13 protein-coding genes are annotated in these 17,919 nt (G+C 57.7%); 3 read left to right on the top strand and 10 right to left on the bottom strand.

Annotated features, from left to right (window positions below; translation table 11 throughout):
* Positions 1-47 precede the first annotated feature (47 nt).
* From ABWV47_RS02580 to ABWV47_RS02570, 3 genes are all read right to left on the bottom strand, one after another.
* Positions 48-1,199, bottom strand: a complete 1,152-nt coding sequence (locus ABWV47_RS02580; protein WP_353308279.1) for an acetate/propionate family kinase — start codon at positions 1,197-1,199, stop codon at positions 48-50.
* Entirely contained in the window at positions 1,196-2,170 is a 975-nt protein-coding gene (locus ABWV47_RS02575; RefSeq protein ID WP_353308278.1) for a bifunctional enoyl-CoA hydratase/phosphate acetyltransferase, read from the bottom strand. Before ABWV47_RS02575 ends, ABWV47_RS02580 begins: the two co-directional genes overlap by 4 nt.
* Before the next feature lie 139 nt (positions 2,171-2,309).
* Positions 2,310-2,810, bottom strand: coding sequence for a flavin reductase family protein (locus ABWV47_RS02570; protein WP_502959685.1), 501 nt, complete (start codon positions 2,808-2,810; stop codon positions 2,310-2,312).
* Between the two features lie 279 nt (positions 2,811-3,089).
* Between ABWV47_RS02570 and ABWV47_RS02565 the strand changes: the two genes are divergently transcribed.
* The gene (locus ABWV47_RS02565; RefSeq protein WP_353308276.1) at positions 3,090-3,788 is read left to right on the top strand and encodes a trypsin-like serine peptidase; all 699 of its coding nucleotides are present in this window, start codon (positions 3,090-3,092) and stop codon (positions 3,786-3,788) included.
* 204 nt (positions 3,789-3,992) lie between these two features.
* Here the strand turns inward: ABWV47_RS02565 and ABWV47_RS02560 are convergent, their stop codons facing one another.
* The 7 genes from ABWV47_RS02560 to ABWV47_RS02530 all read right to left on the bottom strand — a co-directional run bounded on the left by ABWV47_RS02560 (position 3,993) and on the right by ABWV47_RS02530 (position 14,262).
* On the bottom strand, positions 3,993-4,358 hold the full coding sequence (locus tag ABWV47_RS02560; protein WP_353308275.1) for a bleomycin resistance protein: 366 nt from the start codon (positions 4,356-4,358) through the stop codon (positions 3,993-3,995).
* A 2-nt stretch (positions 4,359-4,360) separates the two neighbouring features.
* Entirely contained in the window at positions 4,361-4,966 is a 606-nt protein-coding gene (locus tag ABWV47_RS02555) for a LysE family translocator (RefSeq protein ID WP_353308274.1), read from the bottom strand.
* A 111-nt stretch (positions 4,967-5,077) separates the two neighbouring features.
* Positions 5,078-6,079 (bottom strand): aldo/keto reductase, encoded by a 1,002-nt coding sequence (locus tag ABWV47_RS02550; RefSeq protein WP_353308273.1) that lies wholly within the window; start codon positions 6,077-6,079, stop codon positions 5,078-5,080.
* 206 nt (positions 6,080-6,285) lie between these two features.
* Entirely contained in the window at positions 6,286-7,467 is a 1,182-nt protein-coding gene (locus ABWV47_RS02545; protein WP_353308272.1) for an HlyD family type I secretion periplasmic adaptor subunit, read from the bottom strand.
* Positions 7,464-9,761, bottom strand: coding sequence for a type I secretion system permease/ATPase (locus ABWV47_RS02540; RefSeq protein WP_353308271.1), 2,298 nt, complete (start codon positions 9,759-9,761; stop codon positions 7,464-7,466). The genes ABWV47_RS02545 and ABWV47_RS02540 overlap by 4 nt, the downstream gene beginning before the upstream one ends.
* Entirely contained in the window at positions 9,758-11,035 is a 1,278-nt protein-coding gene (locus ABWV47_RS02535) for a TolC family protein (RefSeq protein ID WP_353308270.1), read from the bottom strand. The genes ABWV47_RS02540 and ABWV47_RS02535 overlap by 4 nt, the downstream gene beginning before the upstream one ends.
* 128 nt (positions 11,036-11,163) lie before the next feature.
* A complete protein-coding gene (locus ABWV47_RS02530) occupies positions 11,164-14,262 on the bottom strand; it encodes an Ig-like domain-containing protein (protein WP_353308269.1) in 3,099 nt (1,032 codons plus the stop codon).
* Positions 14,263-15,289: 1,027 nt separating this feature from the next.
* Between ABWV47_RS02530 and ABWV47_RS02525 the strand changes: the two genes are divergently transcribed.
* Positions 15,290-16,393 carry a porin gene (locus tag ABWV47_RS02525; RefSeq protein WP_353308268.1) on the top strand — a complete coding sequence of 368 codons (1,104 nt, stop codon included), beginning with the start codon at positions 15,290-15,292 and terminating at the stop codon, positions 16,391-16,393.
* Positions 16,394-16,567: 174 nt separating this feature from the next.
* On the top strand, positions 16,568-17,902 hold the full coding sequence (gene tig, locus ABWV47_RS02520; protein WP_353308267.1) for a trigger factor: 1,335 nt from the start codon (positions 16,568-16,570) through the stop codon (positions 17,900-17,902).
* Positions 17,903-17,919 lie beyond the last annotated feature (17 nt).

The following is a 17,919-nucleotide window of genomic DNA, read 5'->3' as shown; positions in this document are numbered from 1 at the left end:
CACGCTATTGGGGATTGCTGCGGATGTCACCGTGTGAATTCAAACGTTCATTCCGCTATAAGACGTTGGGTTTCGCCTGCGATGATGCCTTCTTCGTCGGTTGCGATCACATGTGCAGCAAGGCGGCTGCCATCGGTGGTGATGCGCGTCGCCCCAGCGGTATTTGCGGCATCGTCAATGTCTGCGCCCAGCCAAGCACAGCCCTGTAAGATGCGACCGCGAATGGCGGCAGAGTTTTCGCCGATGCCGCCGGTGAAGACGATGGCGTCCAATCCGCCAAGGGTGGCCGCCAATGCACCGATCTTCTTGCAAGCCTGATAGACAAATAGGTCTACAGCTTCGGCGGCGGCTGGACTGTCGGAGCTGAGAAGGTCACGCATGTCGGAGCTGATGTCTGAGACCCCGAGAAGGCCGGATTTGGTGCCCAACGTGTCTTCGATTTCGGCCACTGTCATGCCACGGTCGCGCAGCATGTGGAAAATCACGCCGGGGTCGAGTTCGCCACAGCGGCGTCCCATGACCAGACCATCCAGTGCAGTGTAGCCCATTGTTGTCGCAACGCTCTTCATGTTTTGCATTGCACACATAGACGCACCGTTCCCAAGGTGGGCCACGATCACTTTGCCATTGGGGCGGTCCAGACAGTGCGGCAGCTGGGTCGAGATATAGTGATAGCTGAGCCCGTGGAAGCCATAGCGCAGCACGCCGTCGTCTGCGAGCGCGCGCGGGATGGCAAAAAGCTGCGCAATGCGTGGTTGGGTGCGGTGAAAGGCGGTGTCAAAACAGGCAACCTGAGGAATGCCTGGCCAGCGGCGGTCAACGGCTTTGATGCCTGCCAGATTGTGTGGTTGATGGCCCGGCGCAAGAGGTGCGAGGGTTTGCAGCTTGGCGATCACATCTTCTGTGACACGGGCCGGTGCAGCAAAGTCTCGTCCACCGTGCACCACACGATGTCCGGCGCCAACGATGTTCAATGTGTCGGAGAGGCCTTCGATGTGGGGCAAAAGCCAATCCAAAATGGTGGCGTGTGTCGCATCTCTGGCCACAGGAAGCGCGATCTCTTCGGTGCCATCGTTATACGCCGGTCCCAAACCTATGCGGTCGACTTGTCCACTGAACATCTTTTTTGAATCAGTGGTGTAAACGGCATACTTGATCGAAGATGATCCCGCGTTGAGGACGAGAAAAGCCCGTGTCACATCACGCCCTTTCCAAGAGTGTGGTGTACCATCAGCTGCGCCAATGCCGCAGAGACAAGCCGGGACAGAGTGCCATCCGCACGTGAGGTCAGCATGATTGGGACACGCGCGCCCAACACGATGCCAGCGCTGCTTGCATTTGCGAGATACATCAGCTGTTTGGCGATCATGTTCCCGGCCTCAAGGTCCGGCGCAACAAGGATGTCCGCATCACCGGGCACATCGGATTTGATGCCTTTGGCGTCAGCGGCCTTGCGTGAGATGGCGTTGTCAAAGGCCAGAGGCCCATCCAGGAGACCGCCAGTGATCTGACCGCGATCTGCCATTTTGCAAAGGGCTGCAGCTTCCACTGTTGAGGGAATTTTTGGATAGATGGTTTCAAGCGCTGACAGAATTGCCACCTTGGGGGTGTCAATGCCAAGCGCATGGCCCAGATGGATGGCGTTTTGCACAATGTCAGCTTTGACCATCAGATCGGGAAAGATGTTGATGGCCGCATCGGTGATCAGCAGCGGTTTGGGGTAGGTGGGCACATCCAGCACAAAGACGTGGCTCATGCGGCGCTCAGTGCGCAGGCCGGTGGCTTTGTCAACCACGGCGCCCATGACCTCATCGGTGTGCAGCGCGCCTTTCATCAAGGCCTGCGCTTTGCCCTCGCGCACCAATCGCACGGCGGCGGAGGCGCTGGCATGGCTGTGTTTGACGTCAACAATCTCTAGACCAGACAGATCAAGGCCCTCGGTGTTTGCAACAGCGGTGATGCGGTCTTTTGGCCCAACCAGAATGGGGGTGATCAGGGTTTTGTCACGCGCCTCCAGCGCCCCGGTCAGAGAGGCCGCGTCGCAGGGGTGAACAACGGCTGTGGTGATGGGGGCGAGCGGGGCCGTGGCGGCCAGCATAGCGTCAAAGCTGTTCACGTGATCTGTGGTTTGTTCCAAGGGGCGGCTCCGGGCGGTTGTGGAGGTGATCATACCATTTAAGAGCCACTATGCGCCGTTGGCGCGATTTGACAACCGGTGTTGTGGCGCAAGGCCATATCCCGCGCGTAAAGCGGCTCAGCGCCTTGGAAATGCGCTGTGTCGCCACTGTGACTGTGCGGGTTTGGAGTGTTTACGCGTTGGGGAGGAAGCGGCCGAAATTTGACTGGGCAAAGACCAGCGGCGCACCATGGTCGATCCAGAGACGCTCTACTTTACCGACCACGATGTCATGGTCGCCGCCATTGTGCACCGCGTGGGTGCTGCATTCCAGCCGCGCAAGGCAGTTGTCTATCAGCGGCACCCCATGGGGGTTGGTCTGGTAAGGCTGATTGGCAAAAGGATCGCCATTGCGGGCAAATTCCATGGCGAGCGTTGATTGATCGTCACGCAGCATGTGAATGGCAAAGTGGCTGGCCCCGGCAAAATGGGGGTGCCGTTCAGAATTGCGCGCAGGGCACCACAGGATCAGCGGTGGATCCAGCGATACAGACGAGAAAGAATTTGCAGTCATGCCCAGAGGCCCATCTGCGGTTGGCACCGTGACAATTGTCACGCCAGTGGCAAAGCAGCCAAGCGCGTCGCGGAAGTGGCGCTCATTCTCCGGCGTAGGGACAAATGTCTGAGCTGTCATATGCGGGGTGTCTTTCATGTCGCGCTGTTTAGCGCAGCAATGGGACGAAAATGCGACGGGTGCAAGAGACAGATGCCGCAAACCCCACGTTACAGGGGGATTGTGGCGATGAGGGCGCGCGTTTGCGGGCAAGCGACCCTGCCTTGTGCGGACATGAGCCTTACATTTGTCGCCGTGGTGCCACGTCGCGCGCCCAAAACGGGCTGAAAAACGCACGGGTTTTGCCCGATTGCTGCCGCTATCTGTTGCGCAGATGGGACAACGAATTAGGGAGCCAACATGCGTGCCATCAAACTACTTGCCGTCATTGCAGCCATGCTGCCCGCGGTGGCTCAAGCCGATACAAGCGCACGACTTTTGCCCGGAGAGGCCGCTGTAGGGCGGTTGGTCGTTTCCGGTCAGGCCATGTGCACAGGCGCGTTGATTTCCGTTGATACGGTGCTGACCGCAGCCCATTGTGTGTATGATCAGCGCTCCGGACGGAAGGTCGCACCGGCCACCATCGAATTTCAGGCGGGCCTGAAGGCAGGCAAAGCCACCGCCGTGCGCCAAGTTTCGGCGGTGACAGTGCACCCAAAGTATGAACATCGCGGCCGCGGCAATGCGCAGGTTGGCCATGATCTGGCACTGCTCAAGCTGTCCAAGCCAATTTCCAAAAACAGTGTTTTGCCCATGCGGTATGGGGCCAATTTGGCCAGCGGGGATATGTTGGGTGTGTTGAGCTACACGGTCAGCAACCGCGCGGATCCGATCTTGGAGTACCCCTGTCGGGTATTGGCACAACAGGGCGAGACGCTGGTTATGAGCTGTGAGGTGGAGTTTGGTGCCTCAGGTGCGCCGGTGCTGGCTTTGACCAACGGCCGCAATCCCTCTGTGGTGTCGGTGGTGTCGGCCAAAGCGGCGATGGGCGGCAAGAACGTCTCCGTTGGCACATTGCTAAGCGCGGATACGTTGAAACGTATGATCGCCGGCGGCTAGCTTTCCCCGAAATTGCAACGAATTGGGACTTCAGGCTGCCTGCTCTTGCCTGACTGTCCAACACTGGCGGCCCCATTGCGGGCCGCTTTTTTTGTTCTGCCACCTGCATTCACAACGCCAACGGGCTAGGGTGTGAGGGTAATTTGCGGATGTAGCGGCCGGGTGCCGAGATCACTAAAAAACCGCAGCAAATACCCGTCAGGGTCAGCAACACACAAACTGCCGATTGCCCGCTTCGATGTTTTTGTTGCGATACCATTTGTCCTCTGGCTGCATGTAAAGCTGATGGTCTGCGGCGGCCAGAGCAGAGAGCAGGGGCGTGATGTCGGGCACTTTGATTTGGACATTGAGGCCTCGACCAAAGGGGCGTTGCGTTGGCAGGTGGCCGTTCTCAAAGGTGCGGCCCTGTCCAATTTCATCAATCATCACTTCGGCATCGCCAAGTTTGAGGTAAGCAAAACCTTCCTCTGGCCGCTCAAAGGCACAGGTGAACCCAAGCACATCACAATAAAATGCCTTTGACGCCGCGCAATTTGTGACGGCGAACTCTGGCACCAGCGCGTTGCCCATATTTAACGTCCAAACAGCAGGCGCAGGCCAAGCGCGCCAAGCACCACCGCCGCAACGCGGTCAAGATACACCTTGGCGCGCAGATAGGCGGTGCGGGCGGTTGTGGTGCTCATGCCAAAGGCCAGCAGGCTGTAGAAGATCAGCTCGATCACGAGGTGGTTGGCAAAGATCAGACCGGTTTGGGCCAATGTCATGTTGGGGGGAAAGATCACCACCAGTACAGCGGCCGCAAAGAGCACCGATTTGGGGTTCATCAGATTGATCATCATGCCTTGCACAAACGCATGGCGCGCGGGTTTGACTTCGGAGGGAGCAAGCGGGGCGCTGGCCGCTTTCCACATGCCATAGGCGATGTAGATCAGATAAAGCGCGCCGATGGTTTTTACGGCCACATAGGCCCAAGGGAAGGCGGTGAAGATGACCTCTAGCCCCATGAGCGCAGCAAGAGTCCAGAGCGCAGCCACAAGGCCGAGACCCGCGCCGACAGCGAGGCCCGCGCGGCGGCCTGCGGTGAGGGTGGTTTTCACCGAAATCAGAAAGGCCGGACCGGGGCTGGCGATGGCCGCGGCGAGCGCGAGGTTGAAGGCGAGGATATGGGTGAGGTCCATGTTGGGCGGCTCCTGTTCGTTTGGGTGGCAACCCTGGTGCAGATACACCGCTCGGAGCGTCTTTGTTGGTCGTCCGATACGTGGCGCGGGCCGCCTGATGCGCTTATTATTCTACCATGCGTAGGCTTCTGGTGACGGTGCATTTTTGAGTGTTTTGCCGCTGCTGATTGGAAAGAGCTGGTCCAGCCGTGAAAGGGTTTCGGAACTCAATTTCATCTCAACAGCTTCTGGCAAACCGGAAAACTGTTCTGGCACCCGAATGCCGACGATCGCGCTGGCCACGGCGGGGTTTGACAGCGCCCAAGCTGTGGCGAGGGTGTTTCCGGATACTCCAAGGTCGGAACAGAGCGCGTGATAGGCATCAAGGCGGGGACCAAAATCGTCTTCATCCAACCCATACCACTCCATAACGGTTTTTGCTCGGCTGCCATCGGCATGTCGATTTCCGCTGGCCAGAAGGCCACCGGCCAATGACATGTAGGCCAACAGGCCGATGCCAAGATCTTGTGCTCCCGGGATGAGGTCCAATTCCGGGTACCGGCAGAGCAGGCTGTACATCGATTGCTCTGACACGAATCCAAGTGCGCCGCGATGCTGGGCTTGCATTTGGTGTTTGGCAAGCGCCCAGCCATTGTAGTTGCTGGACCCGACGTAGGTGATCTTTCCGGCGTCTTGGAGCCGTGAAAACGTGCCCCACAACTCTTCGCCGGTGATGCGGCGGTCCACATGGTGGACTTGGTACAGATCGATGTGATCTGTTTTTAGCCTTGTCAGCGACTCTTCGACTTGCTTGCGAATTTTGTAAGCGGACAGACCGGCCTCTTCGTTTGGAAGGCGCGGTTCGGGTTTCTCCTGAAAAACTTTGGTGGCGAGCACGATGCGATCGCGGTTAGACGCGCTCTTTGCGATCCAATTGCCAACGATCGTTTCGGTCTGCCCCCAGATCGGATTGCCGTAGTCATTGGACGTGTCAATCAAGTTGATCCCCATATCGACAGCTTGATCCAGAATACGATGCGCCTCTGACTCGGACGTGCGGGGGCCAAATGTCATCGTGCCGAGGGTCAATCGGCTTACGGTCAGATTTGATTTGCCTAGTTTTGCATACTGCATTGATGCCTCAAGAAATGTGTTCTGAAAAATTCTATGGCCACATAGAGCGGAATTTTCTCGGCTGTTCAACCGGGTCGCCGAGCCTCAGCGCGTTGATACGCGCCGCGCCGCCATTTCCATTTTTGGTTGGGATTGCGACGGCGTCAAAGCAGGCACTTTTTGAAACGAATATCCGTTTTTCTCAAAGGCCCGCCACATCCGCGGCGCTACGGCTCCCGAAACGCTTCTTTGCTCTTATAAAGCGGTTTCAGCAGATACCGAAGAATGGTCTTGGAGCCGGTGTGCAGCTCGACTGTGGCGCGCATGCCGGGGCGGATTTCGATGGCTTTTTGGCGCTCCGTCAGCGCGGCTGTGTCCACTGTTACGGTCGCCTTGTAGTAGGGAGGCAGGGATGGATCACGTTCATCTTCAAAGGTGTCGGCAGATATAAAATCCACCTTGCCCTTCAGGGTGCCGTAGATGGTGTAATCATAGGCGGTGAGCTTGATGGAGGCGTCTTGGCCGGGCTCGACGTTGGCGATGTTTTCGGGTCGCACACGGGCCTCGACAAACAGCTCTTCGCCCAAGGGGATGATCTCAAAGATTTCTTCGCCCGGGCGCACAACGCCGCCGATGGTGGTGACGGCGAGGTTGTTCACGATGCCACGCATCGGGGCGGTGATCACCGTGCGCGACAGTTGGTCCTGCGCAAGACGCATTTCCTGCTTCAGCGAGGTGATCTCTTTGAGCGTTTCAGAGTATTCTTCCGCCAAGGTCAGCTCGGCCTGAGTGATGATGTCCATGTAGCGGATTTCGGCCTCTGACGCCTTTTCGCGGGCTTTGTTGACCTCCAGCAGGGCGACAAACTCTTTCTTATAAAGCCGCTCCATATTGGCGAGCTCTGCGTTGGCCTGTTCCAGCTGGGTAAAGGCGCCTTCGCGGCGGCTGTCGATGTCGGTTTGGCGTGCCTCCAGCAGCGCTTTTTCCGATGACAGAATGCGAGGCGCACGGGTGGCGAGGCTTTCTGGCGCCGCAAATTCGAATTGTCCGGCGATCTCCGCCTCCAGCCGCAGGCGGCGCAGTTCTAGGGCGTCGATCTGGTCTTGCAGGTCGTCAAAGGCGCTGCGGAAGCGGGTGTCGCTCAAGGTGGCGAGGATTTGATCCGCCTCAACCAGATCGCCCTGTTTCACGGCGAGGTCGGCGAGGATACCACCTTCGAGGTTTTGCACGGATTGGGAGCGAGATGAGGAGACCACCTGGCCTTCAGCGCGGACGATTTCATCGACCCAGGCAAAGGAGGCCCAGAGGATAAAGCCCGCAACAGCCATAAAGATCAGACGGATGGTGAGGCGGGAGGCGCGGACCTGATCGTCAAGGCCGGTGTCCGTGTCAAATTGCGCGGCACTCATGCGCCTTCTCCGGCGGCGAGGTGTGCGAGGACTTGCTCACGTGGGCCGTCTACAACGAGCCGGCCATTTTGCAAGATCAGCGTACGTGTTGAGAGCGCAAGGATAGGGGTGCGGTGCGTGGCGATCAGCGCCGTGCGGCCCGAAAGCCATTTGGAAAGACGGCTGACCAGGGTCCGTTCGAGCGTCTGATCCAGCGCGGCTGTGGGTTCATCAAGCAGCACAATGCTGGGATTTTGCAGCCAGAGACGCGCCCAGCCAATCGATTGGCGCTGGCCGATAGAAAGCCCTTCGCCACCGTCGCGGATTTGCAGGTCGAGTCCTTGGGGATGGTTGCGTAGGAAGGGGCCGAGACCGGCAAAATCGAGTGCATCCATCAGGCGGTCGTCATCACGTTCCAGCTGTGTGAGGTTGAGGTTGTCGCGCAGAGACCCGGCAAACAGGCGCACGTCCTGAGACAGGTAGCCGATGTTGCGGCGCAGGTCGCGTTGGTCAATCTGGCTCATGTCGGTGCCGTCCAGAAGGATGCGGCCTTTGGTGGGGCCATAAAGCCCTGCCATGAGTTTCAAAAGCGTGGATTTGCCCGAACCGTTTGCGCCTAAAATGGTAACACGTTGACCGGGTTTGATGACCACACCGGGGACATCAAGTGTGGCTGCGGCATCTTCGTCATAAGCGAAAGACAGTTCGCGCAGCTCAAACTGCCCAGTCAGCTTTTCACGGCGCAAGTATTTGCGGTCACTGCCTTTTTCTTGCTCAGACAAAGCAATCGCGTCAAGGCTTTCCAGTGCACCTTTGACATTGGACCAGCGGGCCAAGGTGCCTGCAAACTGCGTTAAAGGCGCCAATGTGCGCGAGGTGAGAATGCCGGTGGCAATGATGGTGCCAACCGTGAATTCGCCGGCAAACACCAGATAGGTTCCGATCACCACGGTGGCGATATAGGTGGTTTGCTGTACACCTTGGGACCAGTAGGTCAGCGCGGAGCTGAGGCGGCGTTGCTCTGCGGAGGAATGGCTGGAGACCGCGTTGAGTTCGTCCCAGAGCCGCAACACGCGGTCTTCGCCGCGTTGTGTTTTTACGGTGTCGAGTTCAGTGATGACCTCTTGCAGCAGACGGCCCACTTTGGCGGAGGCACCTTGTGTTTCACGTGACAGAGAAATCATGCGTTTTTGTAACACGTAAGCGGGCAGCACCATCAACAAACCGCCAAACACCAACACCCAGACGAGGTTGCCCGCGATGGAGGCCACAAGGGCGAGGAAGATCACGATAAACGGCATATCCGCGAGCACAGAGATCGTCGTGGAGGTGAAGAAATCACGCACTGCGCCAAAGTCGCGCATGGCCGCGAACAGGCCAGATGGGGGCAGCGGGCGGCGGTCAGAACGCATGCCCAGAAGACGTTTCATAAGGCGGTGCTGAATGGAGAGTTCCATACGGCGTCCCGCAGCATCGCTCATCTTGGCGCGCGCCAGTTTCAGCAGCCCTTCCAGACCAATGGCGAAGACAGCCCCCACAGCAAGCACCCAAAGGGTGGCTTGGGATTGATGCGGAATGACGCGGTCATAGACCTGCAACGAGAACAGCGCGACAGCAACGGCCAGAAGATTGGCCACCAGCGAGCCCAGCATGATTTCGCCCATGTGGCGGCGGTATTTGGTGAACTCGCCCCAGAACCAATGGCCCGACATACCTTCGGCGATTTGGGGTACATGGCGTTCGGCCAGTTGGCGCAGAGAGACCTTGGCGCGCAGCGCGGTCCCGGAAAAGAAAGGAGCAAACTCGGTGAGCGCAACTTCGGCGCGATTGTCCGCACAGCTGTCGTCATAGACCGTGAGAATGTCTTCGTCTTGCGAGAGCACAAGAATGGCCTGACCGTTGGTCATTTCCGCAATGGCGGGCCATGCTGTGGGCGCGATGGTGAGTTTGGTGTGGATTTTGGGCTCTACACCTGCGTGGGCCAGTGCGCCGGAAAGCGCCTTAAAGGAAACATCGCCCGGCGCGGTGGTCCACATGTGTTCGGCAATGTCGGTCACCGGCACATCGGCACCGTTGAGCGCGGCCAGCGTAGAGATCAAAGTGGCGCGGTGCTGAATGCGGTTGGCGGTTGCCTCGACAAGATCGTGGATGGCCTCGGCGGGCGCCGGTTTTGCCTCCGGCTGTGCTGCGCGGGTCAACGGTTTGCTGGATGCAGGGGCAGGGGTCTGGTTGGCCGGTTTGGCGGCCTGTACAGCGGCAATGGACAGCACAACCGGGGCTTTGCCCGCTTTGTTGCCTGTGGCGCCGCCGCTCAAATTTTATCTCCGTCAGCCAGAAGACCCAGATCGCGCGCCAGTTCGAGCTGGGCGATCAGTTTGTCGTATTTGGCGTCCACCCCATCCAGCGCGCGCAGGATGGACTGTTCATAGACATCAACCACTTCGAGGACAGAGCGCTGTCCGGCGCGGAATTGTGCCTCAAACAGCGTGTAGGTTTCGCGCCCCTCGCGGGCCAGCGTGTTGGCCTCTTTTTCTTGGCGGGCCAGACTTTGGATATTGCTTTCCAGACGCTTGCGGGCGCGGGCACCGTCTTCGCGTGCCTCGCCCACCTGACGGGCGGCGATGTCTTTGGAGGCTTCGATGGCTTTCAATCGCGCACCGGTGCCAAGTCCCAGACCGACATCGTTGCCGACATTCAGGCTGCCACCGTTGCCTTGGTTTGTCACACGTGCGTTGGCTGAGAGGCCGGGCAATTGCGCGGCGCGCTCTACTGTGGCTTGGGCCACGGAGCGATCAGCCTCTGCCCGAGCTTTGAGCACATCAAGCGGCTCCAGATCGGGATAATGTGAGCCCAAGGGCGTCGCGGGTGTCAGCGAAAAGGCGGTGCCGGTCATTGCCTTAAGTTCAGCCAAAGCTGTGGCGCTGCTTTCGCTGGCGGTTTGGCTTTTGGTTTCCAGTGTTTGGACTTTGGTGCGCACCATGCGCAGATCACCCTTGTTGGAGACCCCGCCCTCAACACGCCCCTTCACGATGCGTTCAAATTGGTGCATCTGAGCAAGGCCTTTGTTGCCCACATGCTCTTTGTCTCGGCCGCGCAAGGCTTTGATGTAAAGTGCCAAAGCGGTAAAGGTTCGTTCGTTTAGATCCTGTGACAGCGTGACAGCGGCCACTTCGACGTCGGCGGCAGCATACTCGCGCTCAGCCTTCTTGCGACCGTGGTCAAACAGCACCTGCTCAAACACCAGCCCCGCAATCACATCACCCAGCGAGGTGAGAGAGATTTCAGGGCCAATGGTGGGCAGCCAGTTTTTGTCTTCGGCTTGGGCGCGCAATTTTGCAGTGCGCAACTGGGCCTCCGCTGAACGGCGCGAAGAGGTCAGGGCGACATCCGCAACATGTCCCAGACTGCTGTCTGGCGGGATCATGGATTGGCGGGTCAGAAGCGTGCTCAGAATGGCACTTTGACCATCTTCACCCACGTCAGCGTCTTGTTCAAAGCTGGTGCGCTTGGTGACTTCTCCGGCGTCTTCCGCCTTGGGTTTGGACTGCAGCAGAGTCAAAGGATTGCCGATTTCAGGCATAGAGGACATGCACCCGCCTAGTAGCGTGGCCCCCAACAGCAGGGGCAGGCTTGTTTTGAAAGGACGGGGGAGCATGAGGCGTTTGATAGTCCGTAGTTCAAGTGAGACGCGGGGCGGCGGGGCCGCCCCGGCTGGTATCAGATGGTCACAGTGATGTCTTGATCAACAATGAGCGTGACGCCGTCATTGCCGACGGTATAGACATCATAAGACTCGCCTTCGATGTTGACAGTCTGGTTGGTTTTGACCGCGTCAGTGACAGTGATCTGATCGTCTGCACCGCCGTGAATGGTGAGCGTGTCGGAGGTGTCTGACAGGTCGCGGATCTGCGCCTCTGTCAGGGTCAGATTGGCGTCAGAGGCGTAGTCCAGTTCGATCCCTTCGATGTTGAAGCCGCCAATGGCCGCGTGATCAAGCGTGCCTGCGTTGGTGACGTTGTCATCCAGCACCAGCAGCGTGTCAGATTGGTTGCCCGCATCATCGGTGGACGCGATGACGAGATGGGTGCCATCCGAGGCCTGAGGGTTCAGCACAAACAGGCTTTCATTGCCGCCAAGCGCCACTTCGGTGGTGCTCAGCTCTGCGGCGCTGCCGTTCTGATGCAGCGCATGAATGCTGTAGTCCTGCGCTTCGGTGTCCAGTGAAACCGACGTCACATCGTCATCAGAGAAGGTGACCGATTGCACCACCGGGTTGGTGATCTCTGTGTCGACCTCAAAGCTGGCGCTGGCTGTGGCTGTGTTGCCAGCGGCGTCAGTCACCGAAAGCGTCGCATCGGCGGTGTAGGTGCCCTCGGAGAGCGCGCCGTTTTCGTAGGTGACAAACCAATTGCCAGAGGCGTCTGCTGTTGTGGTGCGCACGACCCCTTCGACGGTCACGACAACCTGTGCATTGGGCTCTGTGGTGCCTTCCAGCACAACGCCGCCTTGCATCTGCGCCGCATTGACCGGTGCGGTGAACACCCCTGCGGACAGATCAACGTCGATGGATGTGGAGGTGTCGACACGCACGGTGCCAGTTGAGGTGGCGCTGTTGCCAGCCGCATCAGTCGCGGTGACAGTCACCGGGGCGTCGTACTCACCCTGTGGAATATCTGCGGCGGTGAAGTTGGCGGACCACGTGCCGTTGGCGGCGGCGGTCACGGAGCGTGTCGCGCCCGCCATTTGAACCACAACGGTGCTGCCGGCCTCTGCTGTGCCGGTCAACGCAAAGCCGCCAGCAACTTCTGAGGCGTTGGCGATGTCGTCGCCGCCCACCTGATTGCTGTCGAGTGCGGCAGAAATCTCTGTGTCCACGCGCACGGTTCCGGTGGAGGTGGCGCTGTTGCCGGCAGTGTCGGTTGCGACCACGGTGACGGTGCTGTCGTAGGTGCCTTGTGGGATTTCGCCCGCAGCAAAACTTGCTGACCATGTGCCATTTGTTGCGGATGTGACCGTGTGGGTCACACCCTCAAGGGTGACAGCGACAGAGCTGCCTGGTTCTGCGGTGCCGGTCAGAGAGAAGCCACCGGCCACCTCTGTTGCGTTGGCCGTGTTGTCGCCGCCCAATTGGCTCGCATCAAGGCCTGCGGAGATTTCCGTGTCGACACGGAAAGTGTCAGAAGTTGTGGTGACGTTGCCCGCCGCATCGGTGGCGGTCACGGTGACGGTGCTGTCGTAGGTGCCTGCCGGAATGTCTGTGGTCGAATAGGTGGTGGTCCAATTTCCGCTGCTGTCGGCGGTCACTGTATGTGTTACGCCTTCAAGGGTAATTTCTACCGACGAGCCGGGCTCAGCGGTGCCGGTGAGGGTCAACCCGCTGGCGTGCTCAGCGGCATTTAAGACATCGTCGCCTGCAATCGGTGCTGTGATGGTGGCGCTGCCTTCCGTGTCGATGGCAACAGTGAAGGTTTCGGTGTGGCTGTTGCCTGCCAGATCGGTGGCCGTGATCTGAACGGTGCTGTCATAGGTGCCGGTGCCAATGCTGGCGGCATCATAGCTGGCAGACCACGTGCCGTCACCGGCAACGGTCACCGTTTGGGTGACGCCTTCAAACAGGATCGACAGAGTTGTACCGGCTTCACCAGTGCCGGAAAGTACAACACCATCAGAGGCTTCTGACGCATTGATGATGTCGTCGCCCTCAACCGTGTTGAGCGCCACACCGGGGGCAATGGTGTCCACTTGCAATGTGTCGGTCACGGTGGTGACATTGCCACGCGCATCAGTTGAGGTGATGGTAATCGCGGTGTCATATTCGCCTGTGGTGATCTCGCCTGTGGCAAAGGTGACAGCCCACGTGCCGTCATCCAGCACTGTGGTGCTGTGGGTGGTGCCATCAATTTCGACAGTCAGTGCCGCACCGGGCTCACCGGTTCCGGAGATAACGTGACCGGTGCTGTGATCGTCTTCGTTGACGATGTCGCCGGTGGACAGGGTGCCGTCCACCACAGAGACATCCGGCGGGGTGGTGTCGATATCGACAGAGGGGCCGTCAAGATCGTAGACGCTGCCATCGGGAGCAACCACGGTGACTGTGCTGACGTAGACGCCATCGTCTGGCAGCGCGGCAGGATCAAAAACCACCTCATATGTGCCGTCATCCGCAACCGTGGTGGTGCCGGTTTCCGTTCCGATGGTGACTGTGACGTCAGAGCCGGGCTCACCGGTTCCGGTGATGGTGACAGTGTCATCGCCTGTGCCGCCGATCACGCGAGACACGTCTGGATCGTCGACGGTTGGGATGATGGTGTCGGAGCCACCGCCGCCTCCGCCACCCAAGCCGCCAACAACCGCAGCCGCGCCGCCGGCGCCCAAAAGGCCGGGGATCAGACCGAGAGCAGGGGCCGCGAGCGGTGCGACAACCGGTTCGATGCGTTCCAGATCAAGGAAGGCCAACTCGTCATAGGCGCTCCATTTTTCCGTGGTCGATACCGACTGATATTGCGCAAAATACTGATCGTTGATCGGATCACCGAGATCGGCCTGATGAAATTGTCCATCTTTGGAAAGAAAAAGATCTCGGTCTTCGCCATCCACAGCAACAAAGTAGTTTTCCAACGTGATGGTTTCGCCAGACGCAAGGTGGATAACCAAATTGTCACCGTCTTGCACATATCCAGCAATGTCGTTGGGGGCGAGGTTCAGAGAGACTTCTTTGGCCTGATGCAGAGCCACGCTGCCATTGGCGCTGTCTGCTGTTTGCCCACGAACCACAACTCCATCCGCTCCGCGGACGGCATAACTCAAACTACTCATCTTATTTACCGCTCTAGGTTGTTCGGGCTTTTGCCCTTGTTTGCTGTTGCCATTTATAAAACGCCAAAGAGGTTTCGCCAAACACTTTTTCGCCACATTTCCATAAAACACAGGATTTTTATGGGTTTAGGGGGTGGGATGTGGCCTTTTTGAAACGTCATACGGCGTTTCCGAGGAAAATGTACGAAAACCTCTGTGTTTCTTGGTCATCTGCGCAGGTCTTGCGGTCCTCGGCGCAACCAAAGGTGTCCCTAGTGTCGCGGGGGCAGGTTATCGGGTTTGGCGAAAATCTGTGGCGCGGATAGTCAAATTCAATCAGGGGTAGATTACTCGCAGCGCTCATGCGCGTTTTAGGTCTTCAGCGGAGCGGTTGGTCACATGTTGTTTGAGAGGTCTTTGGCGGACCTGAGAGGTGCGGTCTGGTGGTGGCCTTTTCATTGTGCATGTGTGACGCTCCACGACCCTCTCAGGTGTTGGACACTTTTTGTCGTCGTGGTTTTTCCGAAAACTCCGTGTCTGAACACCCGTATCTGGCGGAAATTGGCCTAGCGCTTGTGTAAGCTGCGCGAGAAATGGCTCATTTTACACACGTTGCCGTGAGTGAGGGGGCGCTTGGCGTGCTGTCGGGCCCTTTTCCTAAAGAATATGTCAAGGAGACTGCGACGTTTTTGACCCGTACCTTGCGGTTTCTCGCTGAGTTCCTAGGTACAAGTGACGCACTTGAGGACACATTTTAACGACTGAGACACGGCGTTGGCATGAATTGGCCCAGCTTGGCAGGGAAGGCATTTGCGCCTGCTTTGCGCATATCCTAACAGGCACACGTCGGCGAGATTGTGGCATGCACCTCGATTTTCTGTGCGTGTCACACAAAGACATTTCTACGTTGCAAATTTTGCGCGGCGTGGAGTTCGACCCGTGGGATCTGAGGGTATGGCCCATTGCCATATGCCAAAGACTCGCAACACAGGCCCATCCTTTAGGACCATCCTGTCCGCGTGGACAGGATCAGCATGGAGAAACTGCTATGGTTCAACGATCAGTGAAAATTCTGGCAGCGCCGATGGCGTTTGTTCTGGGATCAACGGCAATGACAAGCGCGGCGATTGCGCAATCTGAAGAAGGTTTCAGTTGGTATGGGTTCCTAAACGGCGGCGTGATTAGCGTTGATGATGGGACCTCCACAACCACTGAGGTTGTCGATAACAGCAATGCGCCGTCCCGATTGGGGTTTTGGTTCAACAACGACTTGGCCAACGGCACCATCAAATTCAACTTTGAAACGGCGCTTGGTTTGCCCGGTTCCAGCAGCCGAAGCCAAACAAGTGGCGGGGGTGACATTGAGTGGAGCCAAGAAAACCTGCGTAAGGTTGAACTGATTTATCAAACCGACAACGTAGGGACTTTCTACGTTGGTCAAGGTTCGATGGCGTCAGATGGTATCACCGGCGGCACGGACTTCTCCGGCACTGGCCTTGTGGGTACGGTTGCCGTGTCCGATACATTTGGCGGTTTTGAGTTCCTCACCGGCGGCGTCGGCTCTGGGGTCTCGATTGGCGATGTGTTCAAGGACTTTGACGGCGGACGGAAAGGCCGGGTGCGCTATGACAGCCCGAACTTCAACGGGTTTGTGATTTCGGCGGCTGCAGGTCAGGAGATCCTGAAAGACGACAACAGCGACCGCTTCTACGATGTTGCCTTGCGCTATGGCACGGATTTTGGGGATACCAGCTTCAAAGGCACGTTGGCCTATGCTGTGAATGATCTGTCATCGGGCGAAACCAAGACGGTGATTGGCTCAATTGGTGCCTTGCACAACCCAACGGGCATCAGTGGCACATTGTCGGTCGGCGAGAACGACCAATCCGGCAGCTATGTCTATGGTAAGGTCGGGTATCAGCAGCAGTGGTTCAGTTTTGGTAAGACTTATTTGTCTGCGGATGTCTTTAGGTCTCAGGACATGGTGGCCACAGGCGACGAAGGTGTTGTTTGGGGGCTCGAAGCTGTTCAGAAAGTCGATTCGGCCAACGTGGAACTGTTTGCGGCCTATCGCAGCCATTCCTACGAGCAGACCGGCACCAACTTTAGCGATGTTGATGGCTATATGATTGGCGCGCGTTGGAGCTTCTAAGGCACCAGTAGACAACCAATTGTCCTTCAAACGCGCCGGGTCAAATGGATCGGGCGCGTTTTTGCTTGGATATGCCCTTGCGCCTCTGGGCAGGGACCACTAGAAGAACTCAAATTTTTCTCGACTGCGTGCGGGCTCAATTGACCGCGCGCAGCTACTTAATGGGGACTCCTGATGCAGGTTACCGAGACTCTGAACGAAGGCCTGAAGCGCGGCTACAACATCGTTGTCACCGCGGCTGAGCTGAACGAAAAAGTAAACGAAAAGCTGAAAGAAGCGCAGCCGGAAATCGAAATGAAAGGTTTCCGCAAAGGCAAAGTGCCTATGCCGCTCCTTAAAAAGCAATTTGGTGAGCGCTTGTTGGGTGAATCCATGCAGGAGACCATCGACGGTGCGATGAACGCGCACTTCGAAGAGTCCGGTGATCGTCCTGCCATGCAGCCCAAAGTCGAAATGAAAGACGGCGAAAACTGGAAAGAGGGCGACGATGTTGAAGTCGAAATGTCCTATGAGGCTCTGCCTGTTATTCCAGACGTTGATCTGAAAGGCATCAAGCTGGAAAAAATGGTTGTGAAAGCAGCTGAAGCGGATGTTGACGAAGCGCTGGCCAACCTGGCCGAAACCGCGCAGGATTTCAAAGCCCGCAAAAAAGGTTCTAAAGCCAAAGACGGCGACCAAGTTGTGATGGATTTTGTGGGTCGCATCGACGGCGAAGCGTTTGAAGGCGGCGCAGGCGACGATTTCCCACTGGTGTTGGGCTCCAACCAATTCATCCCGGGCTTTGAAGAGCAGCTGGTTGGCGTAAAAGCCGGTGAAGAAAAAGACGTGACCGTTTCCTTCCCTGAGGAATATGGCGCTGAAAACCTTGCTGGCAAAGAAGCTGTGTTCTCTTGCACTGTCAAAGAAGTGAAAGAACCGGTTGCTGCTGAGATCAACGACGAGCTGGCCACCAAATTTGGCGCAGAAGACCTTGCCGGTCTGAAAGCTCAGGTGTCTGAGCGTCTGGAAGGCGAATACACAGGTGCTGCACGCGCAGTGACCAAACGTGCGCTGCTGGACGAGCTGGACAAGCTGGTGTCTTTTGAACTGCCACCTTCCTTGGTGGAAGCGGAAGCTGGCCAGATTGCGCATCAGCTGTGGCATGAAGAAAACCCTGAGGTGGAAGGCCACGACCACCCAGAGATCACACCGACAGATGAGCACAACACACTGGCAGAGCGCCGCGTGCGTTTGGGCCTGTTGCTGGCAGAGCTGGGTCAAAAAGCAGAGGTCGAAGTGACCGACGCAGAAATCACCCAAGCAATCATGAACCAGGCGCGTCAGTACCCGGGTCAAGAGCGTCAGTTCTTTGAATTTGTTCAGCAGAACCAGCAGATGCAGCAGCAGCTGCGCGCGCCGATCTTTGAAGACAAAGTTGTCGACTATGTCTTTGAACTGGCTGAAATGACCGAAAAAGAGGTCTCCAAAGACGACCTGCAAAAAGCCGTAGAGGCACTGGACGACGAATAAGTCCAACACCCAGTTAT

The organism is Shimia sp. NS0008-38b (genome assembly GCF_040370365.1).
GTDB lineage: Bacteria > Pseudomonadota > Alphaproteobacteria > Rhodobacterales > Rhodobacteraceae > Shimia.
The sequence above is the reverse complement of the archived record's forward strand: the minus strand, read 5'-3'. Positions and strand labels throughout refer to the sequence as shown.